This window comes from Caballeronia arvi, from assembly GCF_001544695.2.
Lineage (GTDB): Bacteria > Pseudomonadota > Gammaproteobacteria > Burkholderiales > Burkholderiaceae > Caballeronia > Caballeronia arvi.
This window is the reverse complement of record NZ_FCOM02000043.1, coordinates 50,437-72,129: the sequence shown is the minus strand read 5'-3', so window position 1 is coordinate 72,129 and position 21,693 is coordinate 50,437. Positions and strand designations below refer to the sequence as shown.

Sequence of the window (21,693 nt, the reverse complement as noted above, 5' to 3'; positions counted from 1 at the left end):
GCCCAGGTGGCGGAATTGGTAGACGCACTAGGTTCAGGTCCTAGCGGTGGCAACACCGTGGAGGTTCGAGTCCTCTCCTGGGCACCAAGGTCCCTCTTTCGTGAGACGCTCGCTTGAGCGCATCGCATGCAAAAACCCCACGCATCGTCGTGGGGTTTTTGTTTTCTGCGTTCGCTTTTCCAGTCGGCGGGAGAGACGTACGAGACGAACGGACGCCCGCGCACGAAGCGGGTCAGCCGGTTCAGCGCCGCCATATCTTCCGCCAGGGCTAGATCTGCCCATCACCCTCGAACGTCAGCAGACGAATCAACTTCAGAAGCTCGCTGCGCTCGATTACGCCGTCCGCGTATTGCCGGACGTCGAGCAACCAGTTCATCGTCATGTCGGACAGGCCGAGTTCGCGTCTAATCGCCGGAACAGATACGTCCCGGTCCAGAAAGAACAGCGCCAGATAGGTGGCGAGCAAGGTCGGTTCACCTCTGATGTCTCTGTACAGGCCGCCGTTCTCCTTCCGCACCGTCGATTCACGGACGCTCCTCAACATCTCCATATCCAGCGGAACGTGCAGGTAACGCACTTCCCCGCTGGAACAGACCAGCAGGTAGAGCAAGTCTCCCGTCATGAAGACCCAATCCAGAATGTTGATCTCATCCGGTGCCGCGCCGATATTTAGCCTGACTAATTGATCGTTCTTGTCCACGCTGAAATATGCTCCCTTGGCCACCACGCACGTGGCAGGTGGTCACAACAAGAAGCCCCGGTGTTGTGACTCGCTGCGGCCGATCCGGCAAAGACGTTCCGCAGCACCCTTCGATGCCCCGCGAACGCGGGGCGTCAAAATCATTCTCGATTTAGCTTGTTTAGTAACTCGAACTAATCGCTAATGAATATCGTTCAGAAGTCAAGCCATAAGGATAACTCCCGAATATTGGGCACCAAAGTAGATCCGTCCTAATCCGGGCCGCTTCCGAGTAACGCCTCTAATTTCGTCGTCAGCGCCGAGCATCCGCTCGCAAAGACGTCGTCCGAAGAAACTCCGTGGCATGATGCGTGCTTGAACGCGGATAACCTCGGAGATCCGTGATGTCTGCTCTCTACGCCGTCGCTTTCCTGCTGCTCGGCAGCGTGCTGACGTTTCTGCAAGCGCCCGCCGCGGCGTGGTTCGCGGCGCTCGCAATCTGGGTGGCCGTGGGGCCGCTCATCGGGGTGACGGGCGCGGTCGGCGTCACGCTGCTCGCGATCGTCTTCGTGCTGCCGGCTCTGGTGCTCGCCGTCACGCCGCTGCGCCGCGCGCTCATCAGCCGGCGCGTGTTCGTCGCGTTCCGCACGATGCTGCCGCAGATGTCGTCGACGGAGCGTGACGCCATCGAAGCCGGCACCGTCTGGTGGGACGCGGATCTCTTCTCCGGCCGTCCGCATTGGGACTGGCTGCTCGCGCACGGCGCACCGACGTTGACGCAAGAAGAACAGACCTTCATCGACGATGAATGCGCGCGCCTGTGCGAGCTCTCCAACGACTGGGACACGACCGCGATCTGGCAAGACCTGTCGCCAGAAGCGTGGGCCTACATCAAGGAACACGGCTTTCTCGGCATGATCATCCCGAAGCGATACGGCGGAAAGGCGTTCTCCGCGTATGCGCATTCGCAGGTCATCATGAAGCTCGCGACGCACTCGTCGGCGGCGGCCGTTTCGGTGATGGTGCCGAATTCGCTCGGTCCCGCCGAACTGCTGCTGCATTACGGCACCGAGGAACAGAAGGACCACTATCTGCCGCGGCTCGCGCGCGGCGACGACATTCCCTGCTTCGCGCTGACGAGCCCGTACGCCGGATCGGATGCCGCCGCGATTCCCGATGTCGGCATCGTGTGCCGCGGCGAGCACGAAGGCCGCGAGACGCTGGGCTTTCGCGTCACGTGGGAGAAGCGCTATATCACGCTCGGTCCGATCGCGACCGTGCTCGGCCTCGCCTTCCGCGCGCTCGACCCCGATCATCTGCTCGGCGACGCCGACGCACCCGGCATCACCTGCGCGCTCATCCCGACCGGCCATCCCGGCGTGCATATCGGACGAAGGCATTGGCCGCTCAACGCGGTGTTCCAGAATGGACCGAACTGGGGAAAGGACGTATTCATCCCGATGGACTGGGTCATCGGCGGACGCGCACAAGTTGGCAACGGCTGGCGCATGCTGATGGAATGCCTCGCCGCCGGGCGCGCGATCTCGCTGCCTTCATCGAACGTCGGCATGGCGAAGCTCGCCGTGCGCGGCACGGGCGCGTATGCCGCCGCGCGCCGCCAGTTCCGCACGTCGATCGGGCGCTTCGAGGGCATCCAGGAAGCGCTCGGGCGCATGGGCGGCAACCTGTACGTGATGGACGCGGCGCGGCGGCTGTCCGCGCAGGCCGTCGATCTGGGCGAGAAGCCATCGGTGATATCGGCGATCGCGAAGTATCACATCACGGAACGCGCGCGCAAGGTGATCAACGACGGCATGGACGTCGTCGCGGGCAAGGCGATCTGCATGGGGCCGTCGAACTTTCTGGCGCGCGCGTATCAGCAGATGCCGATCTCGATCACCGTCGAAGGCGCGAACATCCTGACGCGCTGCCTCATCATCTTCGGACAGGGCGCGATTCGCTGTCATCCGTACGTGCTGAAGGAAATGGCTGCGACGCGCGACGACGATCTGCGCGCCTTCGACGCCGCGTTCTTCGGCCACGCAGGCTTTCTGGCATCGAACGCGATGCGCTGTTTCGTGTACGCGTGCGGCGGCGGCGCGCTCATGCGCAAACCCGCGCACGCCGATGCGCGCCTTGCGCCTTACTACCGCGCCGCCACGCGTCTGTCGAGCGCGTTCGCCCTGTTCGCCGATGTCACGATGCTCACGCTCGGCGGCGAACTGAAGCGGCGCGAACGGCTCTCGGCGCGCCTCGGCGATATCCTCTCGCAGTTGTATCTGCTCTCGGCGACGTTGAAGCGCTTCGAGGACGACGGCCGTCCTGAAAGCGATCTGCCGCTCGTGCGCTGGGGCGCCGAGGACACGCTGTATCAGGCGCGCGCCGCGTTCGATGGCCTGCTCGCGAACTATCCGAACCGCGCGGCGGCGGCTTTCCTGCGCGCCGTCGCGTTCCCGTTCGGACTGCCGCATGCACCCAGCGCCGACGCGCTCGGCAACGATATCGCGATGCTGATGCAAACGCCCGGTAATGCGCGCGAGCGCCTCCTCGCGGGCTCGCACGTTTCGGCAATCGAAACCGATCCAATCGCGCGCGGCGAAAAGCTGCTCGCGCTCACGCCCGCCGTCGCGGCACTGGAGGCGCGTCTGCGCAGCGCCGTCAAAGCGGGCCAGACCGATCCGCTGCCGCAAAGCCCCCAAGACATCGACGCGTGGGCACAGAGCGCCGCCGGGCGCGGTCTCATCGATGAAAATGAGCGGGCGCTCCTGACCGAATGGGCCGCGCATGCGCGCGAAGCCGTGAAAGTCGATGATTTTTCCGCAGACTTCGGTATCCTCGAAGCATTGCAAAAGCGCAGCGCGGCGCTCGAGCGGCCATCGCCCGAAGCCATCGCCTGAAGCAACGAGGCCCGAGACAACGCCATGCGCGCCCGACGACCGATTGCCAATCGATGAAAGACCGCTATCTCGACTTCGTCAATTCGCCCTTCGGCACGAGCATCGCGCGCTCGCTCGGCCTGCCGCGTCCCGAAACTTTGCGCCGCCATCGCGCGGATCGCGCCGAATTCGGCGGCATCGCGGCCATTGGCGCGGGACCGTCGCCGGCGCGCTTCGATGACCTGATGGCCGTGCTGTCCGCCATCGGCATGACGAGCGTCGCGCACGAAAGCGCATCGGGCTGGCTGCCCGTCGCCGCGCGCCACGGCGCGATGAGCGGCCGCTTCGAGCCGCGCGCGCGCGATTCGCTCGCCAACGACCGCGTCGAAGCGCTGATCTTCGATGCGACCGGCATTACGCAAAGCAGCCAGTTGCATGCGCTCTACGCGTTCTTTCACGACGCGCTGCGCTCGCTCGCGATGAACGGGCGCATCGTCGTGCTCGGACATCCGGGCGCGTCTTGCGCGAGCGTTGCGAACGTCGCGGCCGCCACCGCGCAGCACGCGCTCGAAGGCATGGTCCGCTCGCTCGGCAAGGAAGCGCGCAACGGCATCACGTCGAATCTGCTGCGCGTCGCCGATGACGCGAGTTTCGAATCCGCGCTGCGCTTCTTTCTGTCGCCGCGCTCGGCGTATGTGTCGGGGCAAGTCGTCACGATCGACGGGCCTTCCGCCGACCCGCAAAGCTGGACGAAGCCGCTCGCCGGCAAACGCGCGCTCGTGACGGGCGCGGCGCGCGGCATCGGCGCGGCGATTGCGGCGACGCTGGCGGAGCACGGCGCGATCGTCACCGGGCTCGACGTCGACACCGCCCGCGATGCGCTCGATCAGACCATGCTCTCGATCGAAGACGCGTCGCCTTCGGGCGGCGCGCATGCGGCGCTCGTCGCGGATATCGCCGCGCCGGAAGCGCCCGCCGCGATCGCCGCGGCGCTCGTCGCGTCGGGCGGCATCGACATCGTCGTGCACAACGCGGGCATCACGCGCGACAAGACCATCGCCCGCATGACCGACGAGATGTGGGACAGCGTGATCGACATCAATCTGCTCGCGCAGGAACGCATCGACGAAGTCCTGCTCGGGCAGAACGTTCTGCGCGATGACGGGCGCATCGTCGCGATATCGTCGATCGGCGGCATTGCGGGCAATCGCGGACAGACCAACTACGCGACCTCGAAGGCCGGCGTGATCGGCCGCGTGCGCGCGCTGGCGCCATTGCTACGCGAGCGCGGCGTCACGATCAACGCGGTCGCGCCCGGCTTCATCGAAACGCACATGACCGCGCGCATGCCCTTCGGCGTGCGCGAGGCCGGCAGACGACTCAATTCGATGGGGCAAGGCGGCCTGCCCGTCGATGTCGCCGAAACCGTCGCGTGGCTCGCGAGCCCGGGCAGCGCGGGCATCACCGGCAATGTCGTGCGCGTGTGCGGGCAAAGCCTGATCGGAGCGTAAAGAGGACATAAGGAGAACAATGCCGATGCACGCTCCCACGATGCAACGCGCCCGCACCGTCGTCATCGATACCTTGCCGCCGCCCGCGAAGCTCTACGGCCGCGCGCTGCCTGCGCTGTTCAGGCGCGCGCGCGCATCGGAGCTGCCCGCGATCCGGCTCGTGCGTCCCGATGTCAGGCTCGATGCCGAGCAGGTCGGCCGCTATGCGCGCGTGTGCGGATTCATTCCGGAGCACGGCGTGCCGCTTACGTTTCCGCACGTGCTCGCGTTTCCGCTGCATCTGATGATGCTCACGGACCCATCGTTTCCGTGGTCCGCGCTCGGCGTCGTGCATCTTTCCAACACCGTGCGGATGCGGCGTCCGCTCACGGCGGGCCAGAACCTGCGCATCGAAGTGGAATGCGGGCCGCTGATGCCGCATCAGAAGGGCCAGGCGTTCACGCTGCATACGCGTATCTATCGGCGCGGCGAGGCGGTGTGGGACGGCGACAGCGTCTATCTGAAACGCGGCGCGCGCAGCGAAAGCGCAGCGGTTTCGACGGAACCGGCCGACGCCTCTGCGCACGCGCCGCTTCTCGCGCGCGAAGCGCGCTGGCAGCTTCCGCCGCAACTCGGACGCGACTACGCGAAGGCATCGGGCGATTTCAATCCGATCCATCTGTACATGCTGAGCGCGAAGGCGTTCGGCTTTTCGCGCGCGATCGCGCACGGCATGTGGACGCTCGCGCGCACGCTCGCCGCATTACATCCGGTCAAGGCACTCGCATCCGGGCGCGCGCACGGCGATTTCAAATTGCCGCTCTATATTCCCGGCGATGCGACGCTGTGGACCGCCGCGCCCTCGCCTACCGCGCGCGCTTTCGAAGTGCGCGATCTCGCGGGCGACCGGCCGCATCTGCGCGGTCATTTCGAATGGGAGCTGCCATGAGCGACGTGCGTCGCGAGGTTCGGCGAGTAGCTGTCATCGGCAGCAACCGCATTCCGTTCGCGCGCTCGAACACGGCGTACGCGAGCGCGTCGAATCAGGACATGCTGAGCTTCACGCTGCAAGGGCTCGTCGATCGCTTCGACCTGCACGGCCTGCGTCTCGGCGAAGTGGCGGCGGGCGCGGTCGTCAAGCATTCGCGCGACTTCAATCTGACGCGCGAAGCCGCGCTCTCGACCACGCTCGCAAAAGAAACGCCCGCCTACGACGTGCAGCAGGCCTGCGGCACCGGCCTCGAAACGACGATTCTCGTCGCGAACAAGATCGCGCTCGGGCAGATCGACGTGGGCATCGCGGGCGGTGTCGATACGGCATCGGATGCGCCCATCGCCGTGAACGAGCGCATGCGCAAGATTCTGCTCGAAGCGAATCGCGGACGTTCGGCGGGACAGCGCCTGGGCGCCTTCGCGAAGCTGCGGCCCGGCATGTTCTTCCGGCCGCTCCTGCCGCGCAACGCGGAGCCGCGCACGGGCCTTTCGATGGGCGAGCACTGCGAGCTGATGGCCAAACGCTGGAAGGTCTCGCGCGAGGCGCAGGACGCGCTCGCGCAGGAGAGTCATCGCAAGCTCGCGGCGGCGTACGGGCGCGGCTTCTTCAACGATCTGATGACGCCGTACAAAGCGCTCGCGCGCGACAACAATCTTCGCCCCGATGTCTCGCTCGACCAGCTTTCGGCGCTGACACCCGTCTTCGATCGCGACGCGGGCACGCTCACCGCGGGCAACTCGACGCCACTCACCGATGGCGCGTCGGCCGTGCTGCTCGCGTCGGAAGAATGGGCCGCCGGGCGCGGCCTGCCGGTGCAGGCGTTCCTCACATTTTCCGCGACCGCGGCCGTCGATTTCTTCGACAAGCGCGAAGGCCTGCTGATGGCGCCCGCCTACGCGGTGCCGTCGATGCTCGCGCGCGCCGGCCTCGCGTTGCAGGACTTCGATTTCTACGAGATTCACGAAGCGTTCGCGGCGCAAGTGCTGTGTACGCTCGCTGCATGGGAAGACGACGAATACTGCCGCACCGCGCTCGGCCTCGACGCGCCGCTCGGCTTCGTCGATCGCGCGCGGCTGAACGTGAACGGCGGCTCGCTCGCGACGGGCCATCCGTTCGCGGCGACGGGCGGGCGCATCGTCGGCACGCTGGCGAAGATGCTCGCGCAAGCGCCCGAACGCAGCGACGGCAAGCCGCTGCGCGGACTGATCTCGATTTGCGCGGCGGGCGGCCAGGGCGTCGTCGCGATACTGGAGCGGTAAGCAGGAAGCCTTGGCGAAAAAAAATAAGCCACGGAGACACCACATGAGACCGGGAGAGGCAGCGCCGGGCGGGGTTTCGAAGCCGCACGCGACGGACGGCATCTGGTACGCGTCGTATCCGCCCGATATCGCGCGCGAGATCGACCCGTCGCGCTATCGATCGCTCGCGCATTTCTTCGACGAGTGCGTCGGACGCTTCGCCGATCGCGTCGCGTTCGTGAGTCTCGGCTCCGAGCTGACCTTCGCGACGCTCGGCCGGAAGGCGCATGCGTTCGCATCGTATCTTCAGAGCGTCGGCGTGAAGCCCGGCGACCGCGTCGCGCTGATGATGCCCAATACGCTCGTCTATCCCGTCACGCTCTTCGGCACGCTGATCGCGGGCGCGATCGTCGTCAACGTGAATCCGCTTTACACCGTGCGCGAGCTCAGTCATCAACTGAAGGACAGCGGCGCGCAGACCGTCGTTGTGTTCGAGAACTTCGCGAAGACCGTGCAGGACGCGCGGCCGGGCTCGCGCGTGCGCAACATCGTCGTGACCGGGCTCGGCGATCTGCTCGGCAACGGGCTCAACGTGAAAGGCCGCGTGATCGATCTGATCCTGCGTCATGTGAAGAAACAGATACCCGCCTACGCGCTGCCCGATGCGGTGCGTCTGCCGCAAGCGCTCGCGCGCGGCGCGCGGCAGAAATCCGAGCCGGTGAGAATCGGCCACGGCGATATCGCGTTCATTCAGTACACCGGCGGCACGACCGGCGTCGCGAAGGGCGCGATGCTCACGCATCGGAACGTCATCGCGAATCTGTTGCAGGCGCTCGAATGGGCGGGCGGGCAGCTCGTCGATGGTGAAGAGATCATCGTCACGCCGTTGCCGCTGTATCACATCTATTCGCTCACCGTGAACGCGCTCGCTTTTCTCGCGATCGGCGCGCGCAACGTGCTGATCGTCAATCCGCGCGACATCCGTGCGCTCGTGCGCGCGCTGCGTCACGAAAACTTCACGGCGATCACCGCGCTCAACACGCTCTACAGCGCGCTCATGGACAACGACGCCTTCCGCCAGCGCGACTTCTCCGCGCTCAAGCTCGCGATGGCGGGCGGCATGGCGACGCAGCGCGTCGTGGCCGAACGCTTCAGGGCGCTGACGGGCCGCACGCTGGTCGAAGGCTACGGGCTCACCGAATGTTCGCCGCTCGTCGCCGCGACGCCGCTCGATGCGCATGGCGAAAGCGCGTTCGACGGCACCATCGGCGTGCCGGTGCCATCGACGCTCGTGCGCATGCGCCGCGAAGACGGCGCCTGGGCGAACGTCGACGAACCGGGCGAACTCTGCGTGCAGGGCCCGCAAGTGATGAAGGGCTACTGGAACCGTCCCGAAGACACGGCGAACGTCATCGACGCGAATGGCTGGCTCGCGACCGGCGACATCGGCGTGATGGATGCGCGCGGCATCATCCGGCTCATCGACCGCAAGAAGGACATGATGATCGTGTCGGGCTTCAACGTGTATCCGAACGAAATCGAAGACGTGCTCGCCGCGCATCCGAAGGTGCGCGCGGTGGCGGCCGTCGGCGTGCCCGATGCCGTCACCGGCGAGCGCGTGAAGGCGTTCGTCGTGCGGCGGGATGACACGCTGACGGCGGAAGAACTGCTGAAGTTCGCCCGTTTACACCTGACCGGCTACAAGGTGCCGGCCTACGTCGAGTTTCGCGACGCGCTGCCGCTCACGACGATCGGCAAGGTGCTCAGACGTGAACTGCGCCAATGAGCTGCGCAAAGCCGGTACGCAATAAGAATCGACGTTCGGAGACGCTCATGCCGCGTGCGCGATTGCGGCTCGCCTGTGCGGGCCTGTTGTGGCTCTGTTTGCTGTTCACGCATGCGTCAGCGATTGCGCAGCCCCCGCAGGAGCCGGCGCGCGTCGGCGAACTCGGCGTCGAGCAGCAGGCGCAATGGCTCTCGCAGGCCGCTACGAGCGGCGCGCTCGCGCAACTCGACGATGCGCAGCTCGTCGCCCTCTTCCGCTCGCTCGATGCGCGCACGCTGCCGCGCTACCTGAAGGAAGGCTTGCGCGATTTCGCTTCCTGCGAGTTCACGATGCGCCGGCGCGAGCGCATCAAGGGCAAATGGCCGAAGCGCGCCGATCACATGCTCGTGCGCGTCACGCACGAGCCGTTGCGCATCTACGCGAAGTGGCTGCCCGATGGCGCGCACGCGGGCCAGGAAATCATCTACGACGATTCCGTGCGCCCTGACGAACTCTACGGTCATCTCGGCGGCTTCCTGAGCATCGTGCCGATGTGGACCTCCGTGAACGGCCCGCTCGCCCGCGCGCAGTCGAATCATTCGATCCGCGAACTCGGCATCGTCTCGATCACACAGCGCTTCATCGACGAGGGGCACAAGTTCGCCGAAGCCGGCATCACGAAACCGACGAATATCGAAGTTAAAACGATCGACGGGCTGCGCGTGGTCGCGCTCACCTACGAAACGCCCGATGGCCAGTCCGGGTTCTACGCGAAAAAGGAAGTGCTCGGGCTCGACCTCGAACGGCCCGTGTTCCGCACGCTGGAGTCGTACGACAACGACGGCAATATCTTCGAAAGCGTCGTGTTCGAGCGCATCGAGATCAAGTCTTTCGACGACCTGACTTTCGACCCGAAGAACCCCGACTATCGCTTCTGATCGACTCGCAGTGAAACGCCTGCTGAGTACGTGACACCTCATGTAACAACTCGCCGCACGCTGCGCCGCGCGTTTTAAGTTTCGCCTAAGAGTCGGCCGATAACCTGCCCGCACTCCATCGACATCAAGGTCAGCGCAGGGGCACGACGCCCGCCGCGCCGCGCATCGTCATGTAAACCTGAGGACTTCGTTCATGAACTTCCGCCGTCCGGCTTCTGCTCCCGTGCGAGCCATCAAAAAGCTCTTGAGCCACCACGAAATCGCCACCCTGCTTCTGCTGATGCACGCACCCATCGACGTGATGGCGGCCACACCCGACGTCGCGTCGCTGAAGGAATACGGGTATGTCGAGATCGTGTCGCAGGAAGCCGGCACGCCGAAAGTGCGTCTCACCGCGGATGGCAACGCACTGTTGCGCGGCCTGGGCGTGAAGTAAGCGTTCACATCCGATCCGGATAGCGCCACGCGAACTCTGTAATAATTGGTCGATCTTTTCAATCATCGACCAAGGAGTGATTCGCGATGTCCGCCCTCTCACCCATCGTGCAGCGCGTGCTCATCACCAACGACGACGGCATCGATGCGCCCGGTCTCGCCGTGCTCGAAGCGGTCGCTGCCGAACTCGCGCATGAAGTCTGGGTGATCGCCCCCGAGCACGATCAAAGCGGCACGTCGCATTCCATCAGCCTGCATTCGCCGCTGCGCGTATCGCGTCAGGGCGAGCGGCGCTACGGCGTGCAAGGCACACCCGGCGACTGCGTCGTGATGGCCGCACGCCACATCATGAAGGACGCGCCGCCCACGCTCGTGCTGTCGGGCATCAACCGCGGCGCGAATCTCGGCGTGGAGACGATGTTCTCCGGCACCGTCGGCGCTGCGATGACAGGCCTGCTGCTCGGCTTGCCGTCGATCGCGCTCAGCCAGGCCTTCATCGACCGCGAAAGCGTGCGCTGGGATACCGCACGCACGCTGGCGCCAGGCGTGATCCGCCAGTTGCTGTCGATTTCCCACGACGCACCCACTTGCCTGAACGTCAATTTCCCCGATTGCGACGCGTCCGCCGCCGGTCCGCTCACCGTGACGCGGCAAGGCGTGGGACTCGTGGAAGGCATCGATGTCCTGCCGCTGGTCGATCCGCGCGGCATCGACTATCACTGGCTGCGCTTTCAGCGCGGCCCGCGCCCGGATTCGCCCGATAGCGAAACGGCGGTGGTTGCGTCCGGCCGCGTGTCGGTCACGCCGCTGCATTTCGATCGCACCGACGAGCGCACCTTCGCCACGCTCGAAGCAGGTCTGCGCTAGAAGCTTTCCTCTCGGTCGAATGCGGGCCCTTTCCCGTAAGCTTTCGCACGTCCAATCGAATAACAAGGAGATGCAGATGACCGGTTTCATCGGCCAGCGCCTGGCGATCGGCGCGCTGCTGGCGATCGCGTCGGCGAGCGCCTTCGCGCAAGCGACGCCCGCGGGCACCTGGCAAACCATCGACGATGCCTCCGGCCAGCCGAAAGCGATCATCGAAATCACCGACAACGGCAGCGGTGAGTTGTCGGGCAAGATCGTGCGCGGCATCGGCAGGCTGGATCAGCCGGATCGGCGCTGCACGGCTTGCACCGGCGAGCGCAAGGATCAGTTGCTCAGGAACATGACGATCATCAGCGGTATGCGCCGCGACGGCGATACGTGGCAAGGCGGCCAGATTCTCGATCCGGAGAGCGGCAGGCTCTACAAGTGCAAGATGACGCTCGAGGACGGCGGGCAGAAGCTCGTCGTGCGCGGGTATATCGGCGTGTCGCTGCTGGGGCGCTCGCAGACCTGGGTGCGCGAGCAATAGGATTCAGGAGCGGTTTCAGAAACGACAAAGCCGGTCGAAGATCCATGTCTTCGACCGGCTTTGTTCATCTCGTCTCGGCTTCTACGAGATTATGCGGCGCGACGCTGACGCGTCTCTTCGGTTTCAATGCTTGCGGCTACTTCCACGTTTTCGAGTTGCAGTTCCGCCGGCACGCGCATGCGCGAGGTCATCAACGCATAGAGCGACTCGCCAGCCGGCCCGAACAACTGCGTCATGACCCGCAGCAACACGCCCGACTCGTGCCACGCCTTGAAACGCCGATGACACGTCTGATACGACGGATATTTGCGCGGCAGCGTGGACCACGATGCGCCGCTGTACATCACCCAGAGCACACCGTTCAGCACGGCGCGGGTGTTGGCGAGCGGACGGCCTCGCAATTCAGAACGCGGACGCAGTTCGGGAAGCAGCGGTGCGACCATCTGCCATTCTTCATCGGACATGTCGCGGTAGGGCTTCACGGTAATTTCTCCAATTTGCTGACTGATAACTGGTATCGACGATACCGAGTACCCCAAAGCCAGCAAATAAGAGTGGTCCGAATCTCTAAATTCCCCTAAAAGGCTTATGCCGTTTGGCTAACGGCATATTTTTGATTCTCGTATTAGGTCAGCGAAACATCCGTAACGCGTCGCGGCGCCTCCAGATATTCCTTCGACTGCATTTCGACGATACGCGAAACAGTGCGTGCAAACTCGTTGGCCATCGGGCCTTCGACGTACAGCTCTTCCGCGGGCACGGCCGCCGACATCAGGAGCTTCACCTTGTGGTCGTAGAACACGTCGATGAGCCACGTGAAGCGGCGCGCTTCGGACGCCATGCGCGGCGTCATCTGCGGCACGTCCGACAGAATCACCGCGTGAAAGCGGTTCGCCAGTTCGAGGTAGTCGTTTTGCGAGCGCGGGCCGCCGCATAGCGTGGCGAAATCGAACCATACGACGCCGTCGGCCTTGCGCAACGCCTTGATCTCGCGCTTTTCGATATGCAAGATCGGGCTTTCGTCGGGCACGGCCGCGAGCTTCGCGAAATCCGCGCGCAAGGCTTCGTTGGCCGACGCGCCGAGCGGCGTGTGATACGCCTTCACTTGCGACAGCGTGCGCTTGCGGTAATCGGTGCCGGCATCGACGTTGAGCACATCGAGATGCTGCTTGATGAGTTCGATTGCCGGCAGCAATCGGTCGCGATGCAGCCCTTCCGGATACAACGTGTCGGGCTGGTAATTGGACGTCATCACGAACTGCACGCCGTTCTTGAACAGCCGGTCGAGCAGGCGATACAGAATCATCGCATCGGCGATATCGGAGACGTGGAACTCGTCGAAGCAGATCAGCCGGAAGCGTTTGGCGATACGCTTGGCGAGTTCATCGAGCGGATCGGCCTGACCTTTCAGCTCTTCCAGCTCGCGATGCACTTCGCGCATGAACTCGTGGAAATGCAGGCGCGTCTTGCGCTGCACGGGCACGATCGCATAGAAGCTGTCCATCAGGAAGCTCTTGCCGCGCCCGACGCCGCCCCACATGTAGACACCGCGCGGCAGCTCCGGACGCACGAGAAACTTCTTGAGCGCGTTCGAACGGCGCGACTTGTACGCGACCCATTCCTCGTAGCAGCGCTGCAGGCGCGCGACCGCCGCGAGCTGCGCCTCGTCCGACTGATAACCCCGCGTGCGCAGCTCGTTTTCGTAGTATTCGGTGACGTTCATCTTCTGCCGTTCGAAGTGACGAAGGCGAGCGGTGTGATCCGCTCGCCTTCGTTGCGATGCTTTAACTCGAAGCCGAGCCGTCTTACATGTTCAACGCACGCTTGTCGACGGCGAGCGCCGCTTCACGCATCACTTCCGACAGCGACGGATGCGGATGGCAAATGCGGCCGATATCCTCCGACGCCGCCTTGAACTCCATCGCGACGACCGCTTCCGCGATCAGGTCCGACGCGTCCGCCGCGATCACATGCACGCCGAGGATTTCGTCGGTTTTCGCGTCGGCGATCATCTTGACGAAGCCTTCCGCCTTGCCGATACCCAATGCGCGGCCATTGGCCATCATCGGGAACTGGCCGGTCTTGATCTCGCGGCCTTCGGCCTTGAGCTGCTGCTCGGTCTTGCCGACCCACGCGATTTCCGGTTCCGTGTAGATGACCCACGGCACGCAGTTGTAGTCGATATGCGGCTTCTGACCGTCGATGATCTCCGCCACCGCCACGCCTTCGTCTTCCGCCTTGTGCGCGAGCATCGGGCCACGGACCACGTCGCCGATCGCATACACGTTCGGCACGCTCGTCGCGCAATGATCGTCGACGTCGATGAAACCGCGCTCGTTCGCCTTCAGGCCGATCGCTTCGAGACCGAGGTTATCGGTGTTCGGCACGCGGCCGATCGACACGATCAGGCGGTCCGCTTCCAGCGTTTGCGCGTTGCCCGCGTTGTCGGTGTAAGCGATCGACACGCCGTTGTCCGACGTCTTCACTTCGCCGATCTTCACGCCGAGATGAATGTCGAGACCTTGCTTCTTGAACTGCTTCGCGGCTTCCTTCGCGAGCGAGTCGTCCGCTGCGCCGAGGAATTGCGGCAGCGCTTCGAGCACGGTCACTTCAGCGCCCAGACGACGCCACACCGAGCCGAGCTCCAGACCGATCACGCCCGCGCCGATGACAGCGAGCTTCTTCGGCACGGAATCGAACGACAACGCGCCTTCGTTGTCGGCGATCAGCTTGTTGTCGACCGGAATGCCCGGCAGATGACGCGCCTTCGAACCCGTCGCGATGATCACGTTCTTCGCGGTGACGACTTCCCGAGTTTCACCATCTTGGCCTTCGCCCGACACTTCGATCTGCACGCCGGTGCCGCTCTTGCCGGCGAACTTGCCGTGGCCCTTGAGCCACGTGATCTTGTTCTTGCGGAACAGGAACTCGATGCCCTTCGTCATCTTCTCGACGATGCCGTCCTTGCGCGCGAGCATCTTCGACACATCGAGCTTCACGTCCGACACGCTGATGCCGTGATCTTCCAGATGCTTCGACGCATTCTCGAATTCTTCCGACGACGCCAGCAGCGCCTTCGACGGAATGCAGCCCACGTTCAGGCACGTGCCGCCGAGCTTCAATGTGCCCGCCGGGTTCTTCCACTTCTCGATACACGCAACCGACTTGCCGAGCTGCGCTGCGCGAATCGCCGCGATATAGCCGCCAGGGCCCGCGCCGATCACGACGACATCAAATTCCTTGGACATGACTTTCCTTTGGTCTATCTCCGCTCATGCGGAGCAGCCTCGTGCGATGCGCGCGAGCCTATCGCGCGCATCGAGGCGAATTGCTTTTCTTACAGGTCCAGCAGCAGACGGGCCGGATCTTCCAGCGCGTCCTTCATCGCGACCAGCGACAGCACGGCTTCGCGGCCGTCGATGATGCGGTGGTCGTACGAGAGCGCGAGGTAGTTCATCGGGCGGATCACGATCTGGCCGTTTTCGACGACCGCGCGTTCCTTCGTCGCGTGCACGCCGAGAATCGCGGACTGCGGCGGGTTGATGATCGGCGTCGACAGCATGGAGCCGAACACGCCGCCGTTCGAGATCGAGAACGTGCCGCCGGTCATTTCTTCGATCGACAGCTTGCCGTCCTTCGCCTTCTGGCCGAATTCGGCGATCTTCTTCTCGATGTCGGCGAGGCTCATCTGATCCGCGTTGCGCAGGATCGGCACGACCAGACCGCGCGGCGAACCGACAGCGATACCGATGTCGAAATAGCCGTGATAGACGATGTCGTTACCGTCGATCGATGCGTTCACGAGCGGGAACTTCTTCAGCGCGTGCACAGCGGCCTTCACGAAGAACGACATGAAGCCGAGCTTCACGCCGTGTTCCTTCTCGAAGCGGTCCTTGTACTTGTTGCGCAGGTCCATGACCGGCGCCATGTTGACTTCGTTGAACGTCGTCAGGATGGCGTTGGTTTGCTGCGATTCGAGCAGACGCTCGGCGATACGCGCGCGCAGACGCGACATCGGCACGCGCTGTTCCGGACGGTCCTTCAGCCATTGATCCGCCGATGCCGGTGCGGCAACCGACGGCAGCGACGGCTTCGCGGCGCGCGCGGGCGCAGCCGGCGCGGCAGCCTTCGCAGCAGCCGGAGCCGGGGCCGATGCCGAAGCAGCGAGTGCGTCGCCCTTCGTGATGCGGCCGTCGCGGCCCGAACCCGACACCTGATCCGCCGAAACGCCCTTCTCGGCCAGAATCTTCGTCGCGGCAGGCGATGCTGCACCACCGGTCGCGCCCGCCGATGCCTGCGCAGCAGCCGGAGCCGCCGTGGCAGCAACCGGTTCGGCTTGCGGAGCCGGCTTCACTTCGGCGTCGCCTGCAGCGGCGACGGCCGCAGGCGCTTCACCGGCTTTCGCTTCGGTGTCGATCTTCGCGATGAGTTCGTCGGCCGTGACGATATCGCCATCGTGCTTGATCACTTGCGCCAGCACGCCGGCGGACGGCGCGGGCACTTCGAGCACGACCTTGTCGGTTTCGATCTCGATGAGGATTTCGTCCTGGGCGACAGCCTCGCCCGGCTTCTTCTTCCATTGCAGCATGGTCGCTTCCGAGACCGACTCGGAGAGCTGGGGAACCTTGACTTCTACGATAGCCATTTCAGTATTGTCCTGATGCGTGTCTGTGTGTGTACGAGCCTCGGGACGGGAAGCGCTTCGACGCTCCCGTCCCGATCAAGCCGAATTACTTCGCGATGGTCTGCGCGCCCTTCAGGCGGCCGAACGCGCCTTCCACGAGCGCCTTCTGCTGCTCGTAGTGCTTCGCGTAGTAGCCGACCGCAGGCGACGCCGAAGCCGGACGGCCGCTATAGGCCAGCTTCATGCCCTCGCGCATGCCTTCGCGCAGATGGTGCTCGACGTAGAACCAGGCGCCCTGGTTCTGCGGCTCGTCCTGCACCCACACGACTTCGGTCGCGTTCTCGTACTTCTTGAGCTCCGCGTCGAACTGCTTGTGCGCGAACGGATACAGCTGCTCGATACGCACGATGGCGACATCGTTGCTCTTCGCTTCGCGGCGATGCGCGACGAGGTCGTAGTACACGCGGCCCGAGCATGCGATCACGCGCTTGACCTTCTTCGCTTCGATCGCTTCATCGACTTCGCCGATGACCGGCTGGAACGAGCCCTTCGCCAGGTCCGACAGATCCGACACGGCTTCCTTGTGACGCAGCAGCGACTTCGGCGTGGCGATGATCAGCGGCTTGCGGAACAGGCGGATCATCTGACGGCGCAGCAGATGGAAGATCTGCGCCGGCGTCGTCGGCTGAACCACTTGCATGTTGTGGTCCGCGCACAGTTGCAGGAAACGCTCGATACGCGCCGACGAGTGCTCCGGACCCTGGCCTTCATAGCCGTGCGGCAGCATCATCGTGAGGCCGGAAACGCGGCCCCACTTCACTTCGCCCGACGAGATGAACTGGTCGATCACGACCTGCGCGCCGTTCACGAAGTCGCCGAACTGCGCTTCCCACGCGACGAACGTGTTCGGCTCGGCGGTCGAATAGCCATACTCGAAACCGAGCACCGCTTCTTCGGAAAGCACGGAGTCAATGACCGTAAACTTAGCCTGCCCTTCCGCGATGTTCTGCAGCGGAATGTACGTGCCGTCGTTCCAGCGCTCGCGGTTCTGATCGTGCAGCACGGCGTGGCGATGCGTGAACGTGCCGCGGCCCGAATCCTGACCGGTCAGACGCACTGCATAACCCGACGCCACCAGCGACGCGAACGCGAGATGCTCGCCCATGCCCCAGTCGAGCTTGGCTTCGCCGAGACCCATCGCGCGGCGGTCGTTGATCACGCGCTCGACGAGCGGGTGAACCTTGAAGTTTTCCGGAATCGTCGTGATGCGCTCGGCCAGACGCTTCAGTTCCGCGAGCGGCACGGCGGTGTCGGCCGCGTCGGTCCACTTGCGGTTCAGGAACGGCACCCAGTCGACCGCGTACTTGCTCTTGTAGTTCGAGAGCACCGGATCGACCGTGTGATGGCCTTCGTCCATCGCCTGACGGTATTCCTTGACGAAGTTGTCCGCGTCTTCGGCCGTGATCACGCCCTGCTGCACCAGCTTTTCGGCGTACACGGCGCGCGTACCGGGATGCTTCGCGATGGTCTTGTACATCAGCGGCTGCGTGACCGCCGGGGTGTCCTGCTCGTTGTGGCCGAGCTTGCGGAAGCAGATGATGTCGACGACCACGTCCTTGTGGAACTTCATGCGGAAGTCAATCGCGAGCTGCGTCGCGAGCACGACCGCTTCGGGATCGTCACCGTTCACGTGCAGCACCGGCGCCTCGATCATCTTGACGACGTCCGAGCAGTACAGCGTCGAGCGCGCGTCGCGCGGGTCCGACGTCGTGAAACCGATCTGGTTGTTGATGACGATGTGCAACGTGCCGTGCGTGCCGTAGCCGCGCGTCTGCGCGAGGTTCAGCGTTTCCATCACGACGCCCTGGCCCGCGAAAGCCGCGTCGCCGTGAACCTGCACCGGCAGCACCTGCAGGCCTTCCTCGTCGCCGCGGCGGTCCATGCGCGCCTTGGCCGAGCCTTCGACCACCGGATTCACGATTTCGAGGTGCGACGGGTTGAACGCGAGCGACAGGTGAACCGGGCCGCCTTCCGTCGACACGTCCGACGAGAAGCCCTTGTGATACTTGACGTCGCCGGCCGGCAGGTCATCGACGTGCTTGCCTTCGAATTCGGCGAAGAGGTCCGCCGGCATCTTGCCGAGCGTGTTGACCAGCACGTTCAGACGGCCGCGGTGCGCCATGCCGATGACGATTTCCTGCACGCCGTTCTTGCCGCCGTGACGGACGACTTCGTCCATCGACGCGATGAAGCTCTCGCCACCTTCCAGCGAAAAGCGCTTCTGGCCGACGTATTTCGTGTGCAGGAAGCGCTCGAGGCCTTCGGAGGCCGTCAGGCGTTTGAGGATGTGCTTTTTCTTGTCGTTCGAGAAAGCCGGCGTCGAGCGGATCGACTCGAGCTTCTCCTGCCACCAGCGCTTCTGCTCCGGATCGCTGATGTACATGAATTCAGCGCCGATCGTGCCGCAGTAAGTGTCGCGCAGCGCCTTGACGATGTCGCGCAGCGACGCCTGCTCGAAGCCGAAGTACAGGTTCGTCGAGTTGAACACCTGGTCCATGTCGGCTTCGGTGAAGTCGTAGAAACCGGGTTCGAGCTCGGGGATGGCGGGACGCTCGCGGCGCTTCAACGGGTCGAGGTTGGCCCATTGCGTGCCCATGAAGCGATACGCGCCGATGAGGGATTGAACGTGGACTTGCTTGCGCGCGGTGGTGAGGTCACCGGTGCTTTCGCGCGGAATGAAGGCATTCGCCTTCGCGCGCTGGGCGAAGGATTCGACGATGGGGCCGTGGGCCACGTCGTTGTGAGCCGTGCCGTCTGAAGCGGGCACGTTCTGCAACGCGTCGAAGTAGGCGCGCCAGGTCTCGGGCACTGACGCAGGATTATCGAGATATTGCTCGTACAACTCTTCAACGTACGGAGCATTACCGCCGAACAGATAGGAGTTCGACTGGAATTGCTTCATCATTTTTACGCTCACCTTTCTTCGAGTTTCTCGAGGAAGTGCGGGTTACGAAACCTTCCGCGCCACGGCCTGACCGTTTAGCGGATTGCGCGAATCAAGTCTGCTTGGAAGGACCTAAAAAGCGACAGCTAATCTTGGAAGCATAGCACAGAACCAATTGTCATATGACCGAAGGTCGCATGTGCGTGTTGCCCGCGCCCCTTCTGCATCGGGCATTTGCGGGCAATTTCGGGATAAGCAAGGGGTGGCTGCGCTCATGAAAAAGCCGCCCGAAGGCGGCTTTTGTCGGCCGATGCGCAGCTTATTCGGCGTTCGCTTCGCGGCTTGCGCGGCGACGCTCGTGCTCTTTCAGATGACGCTTGCGCAGGCGGATCGACTGCGGCGTGACTTCGACGAGTTCGTCGTCGTCGATGAACTCGACCGCGTACTCCAGCGAAAGCTGGACCGGCGGCACGAGACGCACGGCTTCGTCGGTGCCCGAGGCGCGCACGTTGGTCAGCTGCTTGCCCTTGATCGGGTTCACGACGAGGTCGTTGTCGCGGCTGTGAATGCCGATGATCATGCCTTCATAGAGCGCGTCGCCCGGCGTCACGAACATGCGGCCGCGATCCTGCAGCTTCCACAGCGCATAGGCGACGGCCGCGCCGTCGTCCTGCGAAATCAGCACGCCGTTGCGGCGCTCGCCGATCGACCCTTCCTTCACCGGCGCATAGGAGTCGAACGTGTGGCTCATCAGGCCCGTGCCGCGCGTGAGCGTCAGGAATTCGCCCTGAAAGCCGATCAGACCGCGCGCCGAAATCTTGTATTCGAGGCGCGTGCGACCACGGCTGTCGGAGGACATGTCGAGCATTTCGCCCTTGCGGCGGCCCAGCTCTTCCATCACGCCGCCCTGATGCTGATCTTCGATATCGACGGTCAGGTTTTCGTACGGCTCGCACTTCACGCCGTCGATTTCCTGCAGCACGACGCGCGGACGCGAGACGGCCAGCTCATAGCCTTCACGGCGCATGTTCTCGACGAGAATCGTCAGGTGCAATTCGCCACGGCCCGACACTTCGAACGTGGTCTCGTCGCCGGTATCTTTCACGCGCAGCGCGACGTTGTGATTCAGTTCCTTCGTCAGACGATCGCGAATCTGGCGGCTCGTCACGAACTTGCCTTCCTTGCCCGCGAGCGGCGACGAGTTCACGAGGAAGTTCATCGTGAGCGTGGGTTCGTCGACGGTGATCATCGGCAGCGCTTCGGGATTGTCCGGCGAGCAGATGGTCACGCCGATACCGATTTCCTCGATGCCGTTGATCAGCACGATATCGCCGGCCTGCGCTTCTTCCACTTGCACGCGTTCCAGACCGTGGAACGACAGCACTTGATTGATTTTGCGATTCAGGATCGCGCCGTCCGGACCCGAACGCACCGCGACCTGCATGCCGGGGCGAATGCGGCCACGCGCGACACGGCCCACGCCGATACGGCCGACGTACGAGTTGTAGTCGAGCGACGTGATCTGCAATTGCAGCGGACCGTCCGGATCGGCCGGACGCACCGGCACGTGTTCCAGAATGGCTTCGAAGAGCGGACGCATCGTGCCTTCACGCACTTCCGGATCGAGACCGGCATAACCGTTCAGACCCGACGCGTACACGATCGGGAAGTCGAGCTGCTCTTCGGTGGCGCCGAGCTTGTCGAAGAGATCGAACGTCTGGTTGATCACCCAGTCGATGCGTGCGCCCGGACGGTCCACCTTGTTGATCACGACGATCGGCTTGAGACCGAGCGCGAGCGCTTTCTTCGTGACGAAGCGGGTTTGCGGCATCGGGCCTTCGACGGCGTCGACGAGCAGCAGCACGGAATCGACCATCGACAGCACACGCTCCACTTCACCGCCGAAGTCCGCGTGTCCCGGCGTATCGACGATATTGATGTGCGTGCCTTCGTATTCGACGGCGCAGTTCTTCGCCAGGATCGTGATGCCGCGTTCCTTTTCGATGTCGTTCGAGTCCATGACCCGCTCGGCGACCTGTTGGTTTTCCCGGAACGTGCCCGACTGGCGGAGCAACTGGTCGACGAGCGTGGTCTTGCCGTGGTCGACGTGGGCAATGATGGCGATATTGCGGAGGGCGCGAGTCATAGAAAGATGTCTTGGTTGTGCGCCGTCGGAGCGAGTCTCGTCTGAGACTCCATGGCTCGGCAAGCCCCCTCAAAACCATCATGCAAGCATGACAAAAACGGGCCCGGCGCGGTGAGAACCGTAAATTATAGCACGCACGGATGACGTTCCCTTGCAATAGGACTCAAC

16 protein-coding genes and 1 tRNA gene are annotated in these 21,693 nt (G+C 63.9%); 10 read left to right on the top strand and 7 right to left on the bottom strand.

Annotated elements, in window-relative coordinates:
* Window positions 1–87, top strand: a tRNA-Leu gene (locus AWB74_RS32010).
* A 181-nt stretch (window positions 88–268) separates the two neighbouring features.
* On the opposite strand, the gene AWB74_RS32005 is transcribed toward AWB74_RS32010, so the two are convergent.
* Window positions 269–700, bottom strand: a complete 432-nt coding sequence (locus AWB74_RS32005; protein WP_061150627.1) for a hypothetical protein — start codon at window positions 698–700, stop codon at window positions 269–271.
* A gap of 383 nt (window positions 701–1,083) precedes the next feature.
* Between AWB74_RS32005 and AWB74_RS32000 the strand changes: the two genes are divergently transcribed.
* The 9 genes from AWB74_RS32000 to AWB74_RS31960 all read left to right on the top strand — a co-directional run bounded on the left by AWB74_RS32000 (window position 1,084) and on the right by AWB74_RS31960 (window position 11,811).
* Complete coding sequence (locus AWB74_RS32000) at window positions 1,084–3,576, top strand: acyl-CoA dehydrogenase (RefSeq protein WP_061150620.1); 2,493 nt, start codon at window positions 1,084–1,086, stop codon at window positions 3,574–3,576.
* Between the two features lie 53 nt (window positions 3,577–3,629).
* Entirely contained in the window at window positions 3,630–5,066 is a 1,437-nt protein-coding gene (locus tag AWB74_RS31995; RefSeq protein ID WP_061150619.1) for a 3-oxoacyl-ACP reductase, read from the top strand.
* Window positions 5,067–5,091: 25 nt separating this feature from the next.
* Window positions 5,092–5,994 carry a MaoC family dehydratase gene (locus tag AWB74_RS31990; RefSeq protein WP_061150626.1) on the top strand — a complete coding sequence of 301 codons (903 nt, stop codon included), beginning with the start codon at window positions 5,092–5,094 and terminating at the stop codon, window positions 5,992–5,994.
* On the top strand, window positions 5,991–7,298 hold the full coding sequence (locus AWB74_RS31985; protein ID WP_061150618.1) for an acetyl-CoA C-acetyltransferase: 1,308 nt from the start codon (window positions 5,991–5,993) through the stop codon (window positions 7,296–7,298). Before AWB74_RS31990 ends, AWB74_RS31985 begins: the two co-directional genes overlap by 4 nt.
* 43 nt (window positions 7,299–7,341) lie before the next feature.
* A complete protein-coding gene (locus tag AWB74_RS31980; protein WP_061150617.1) occupies window positions 7,342–9,063 on the top strand; it encodes an AMP-binding protein in 1,722 nt (573 codons plus the stop codon).
* A 47-nt stretch (window positions 9,064–9,110) separates the two neighbouring features.
* Complete coding sequence (locus AWB74_RS31975) at window positions 9,111–9,980, top strand: DUF1571 domain-containing protein (protein WP_061150625.1); 870 nt, start codon at window positions 9,111–9,113, stop codon at window positions 9,978–9,980.
* 193 nt (window positions 9,981–10,173) lie between these two features.
* Entirely contained in the window at window positions 10,174–10,416 is a 243-nt protein-coding gene (locus AWB74_RS31970; RefSeq protein ID WP_061125438.1) for a hypothetical protein, read from the top strand.
* 86 nt (window positions 10,417–10,502) lie between these two features.
* On the top strand, window positions 10,503–11,282 hold the full coding sequence (gene surE, locus AWB74_RS31965) for a 5'/3'-nucleotidase SurE (RefSeq protein ID WP_061150616.1): 780 nt from the start codon (window positions 10,503–10,505) through the stop codon (window positions 11,280–11,282).
* A 70-nt stretch (window positions 11,283–11,352) separates the two neighbouring features.
* A complete protein-coding gene (locus tag AWB74_RS31960; RefSeq protein WP_061150615.1) occupies window positions 11,353–11,811 on the top strand; it encodes a DUF2147 domain-containing protein in 459 nt (152 codons plus the stop codon).
* A gap of 89 nt (window positions 11,812–11,900) precedes the next feature.
* Here the strand turns inward: AWB74_RS31960 and AWB74_RS31955 are convergent, their stop codons facing one another.
* From AWB74_RS31955 to typA, 6 genes are all read right to left on the bottom strand, one after another.
* Window positions 11,901–12,293, bottom strand: coding sequence for a transposase (locus AWB74_RS31955; protein ID WP_061150614.1), 393 nt, complete (start codon window positions 12,291–12,293; stop codon window positions 11,901–11,903).
* A 143-nt stretch (window positions 12,294–12,436) separates the two neighbouring features.
* Window positions 12,437–13,534 carry a cell division protein ZapE gene (gene zapE / locus AWB74_RS31950; RefSeq protein ID WP_061150613.1) on the bottom strand — a complete coding sequence of 366 codons (1,098 nt, stop codon included), beginning with the start codon at window positions 13,532–13,534 and terminating at the stop codon, window positions 12,437–12,439.
* 82 nt (window positions 13,535–13,616) lie between these two features.
* A complete protein-coding gene (gene lpdA, locus AWB74_RS31945) occupies window positions 13,617–15,059 on the bottom strand; it encodes a dihydrolipoyl dehydrogenase (protein WP_061150612.1) in 1,443 nt (480 codons plus the stop codon).
* 89 nt (window positions 15,060–15,148) lie between these two features.
* Window positions 15,149–16,456, bottom strand: a complete 1,308-nt coding sequence (odhB, locus tag AWB74_RS31940; protein ID WP_061150611.1) for a 2-oxoglutarate dehydrogenase complex dihydrolipoyllysine-residue succinyltransferase — start codon at window positions 16,454–16,456, stop codon at window positions 15,149–15,151.
* 85 nt (window positions 16,457–16,541) lie between these two features.
* Window positions 16,542–19,400: a 2-oxoglutarate dehydrogenase E1 component gene (locus AWB74_RS31935; protein WP_061150610.1), complete on the bottom strand. Its 2,859-nt coding sequence runs from the start codon at window positions 19,398–19,400 to the stop codon at window positions 16,542–16,544.
* A gap of 298 nt (window positions 19,401–19,698) precedes the next feature.
* The gene (typA, locus tag AWB74_RS31930) at window positions 19,699–21,525 is read right to left on the bottom strand and encodes a translational GTPase TypA (RefSeq protein WP_061150609.1); all 1,827 of its coding nucleotides are present in this window, start codon (window positions 21,523–21,525) and stop codon (window positions 19,699–19,701) included.
* Between the last annotated feature and the right edge of the window lie 168 nt (window positions 21,526–21,693).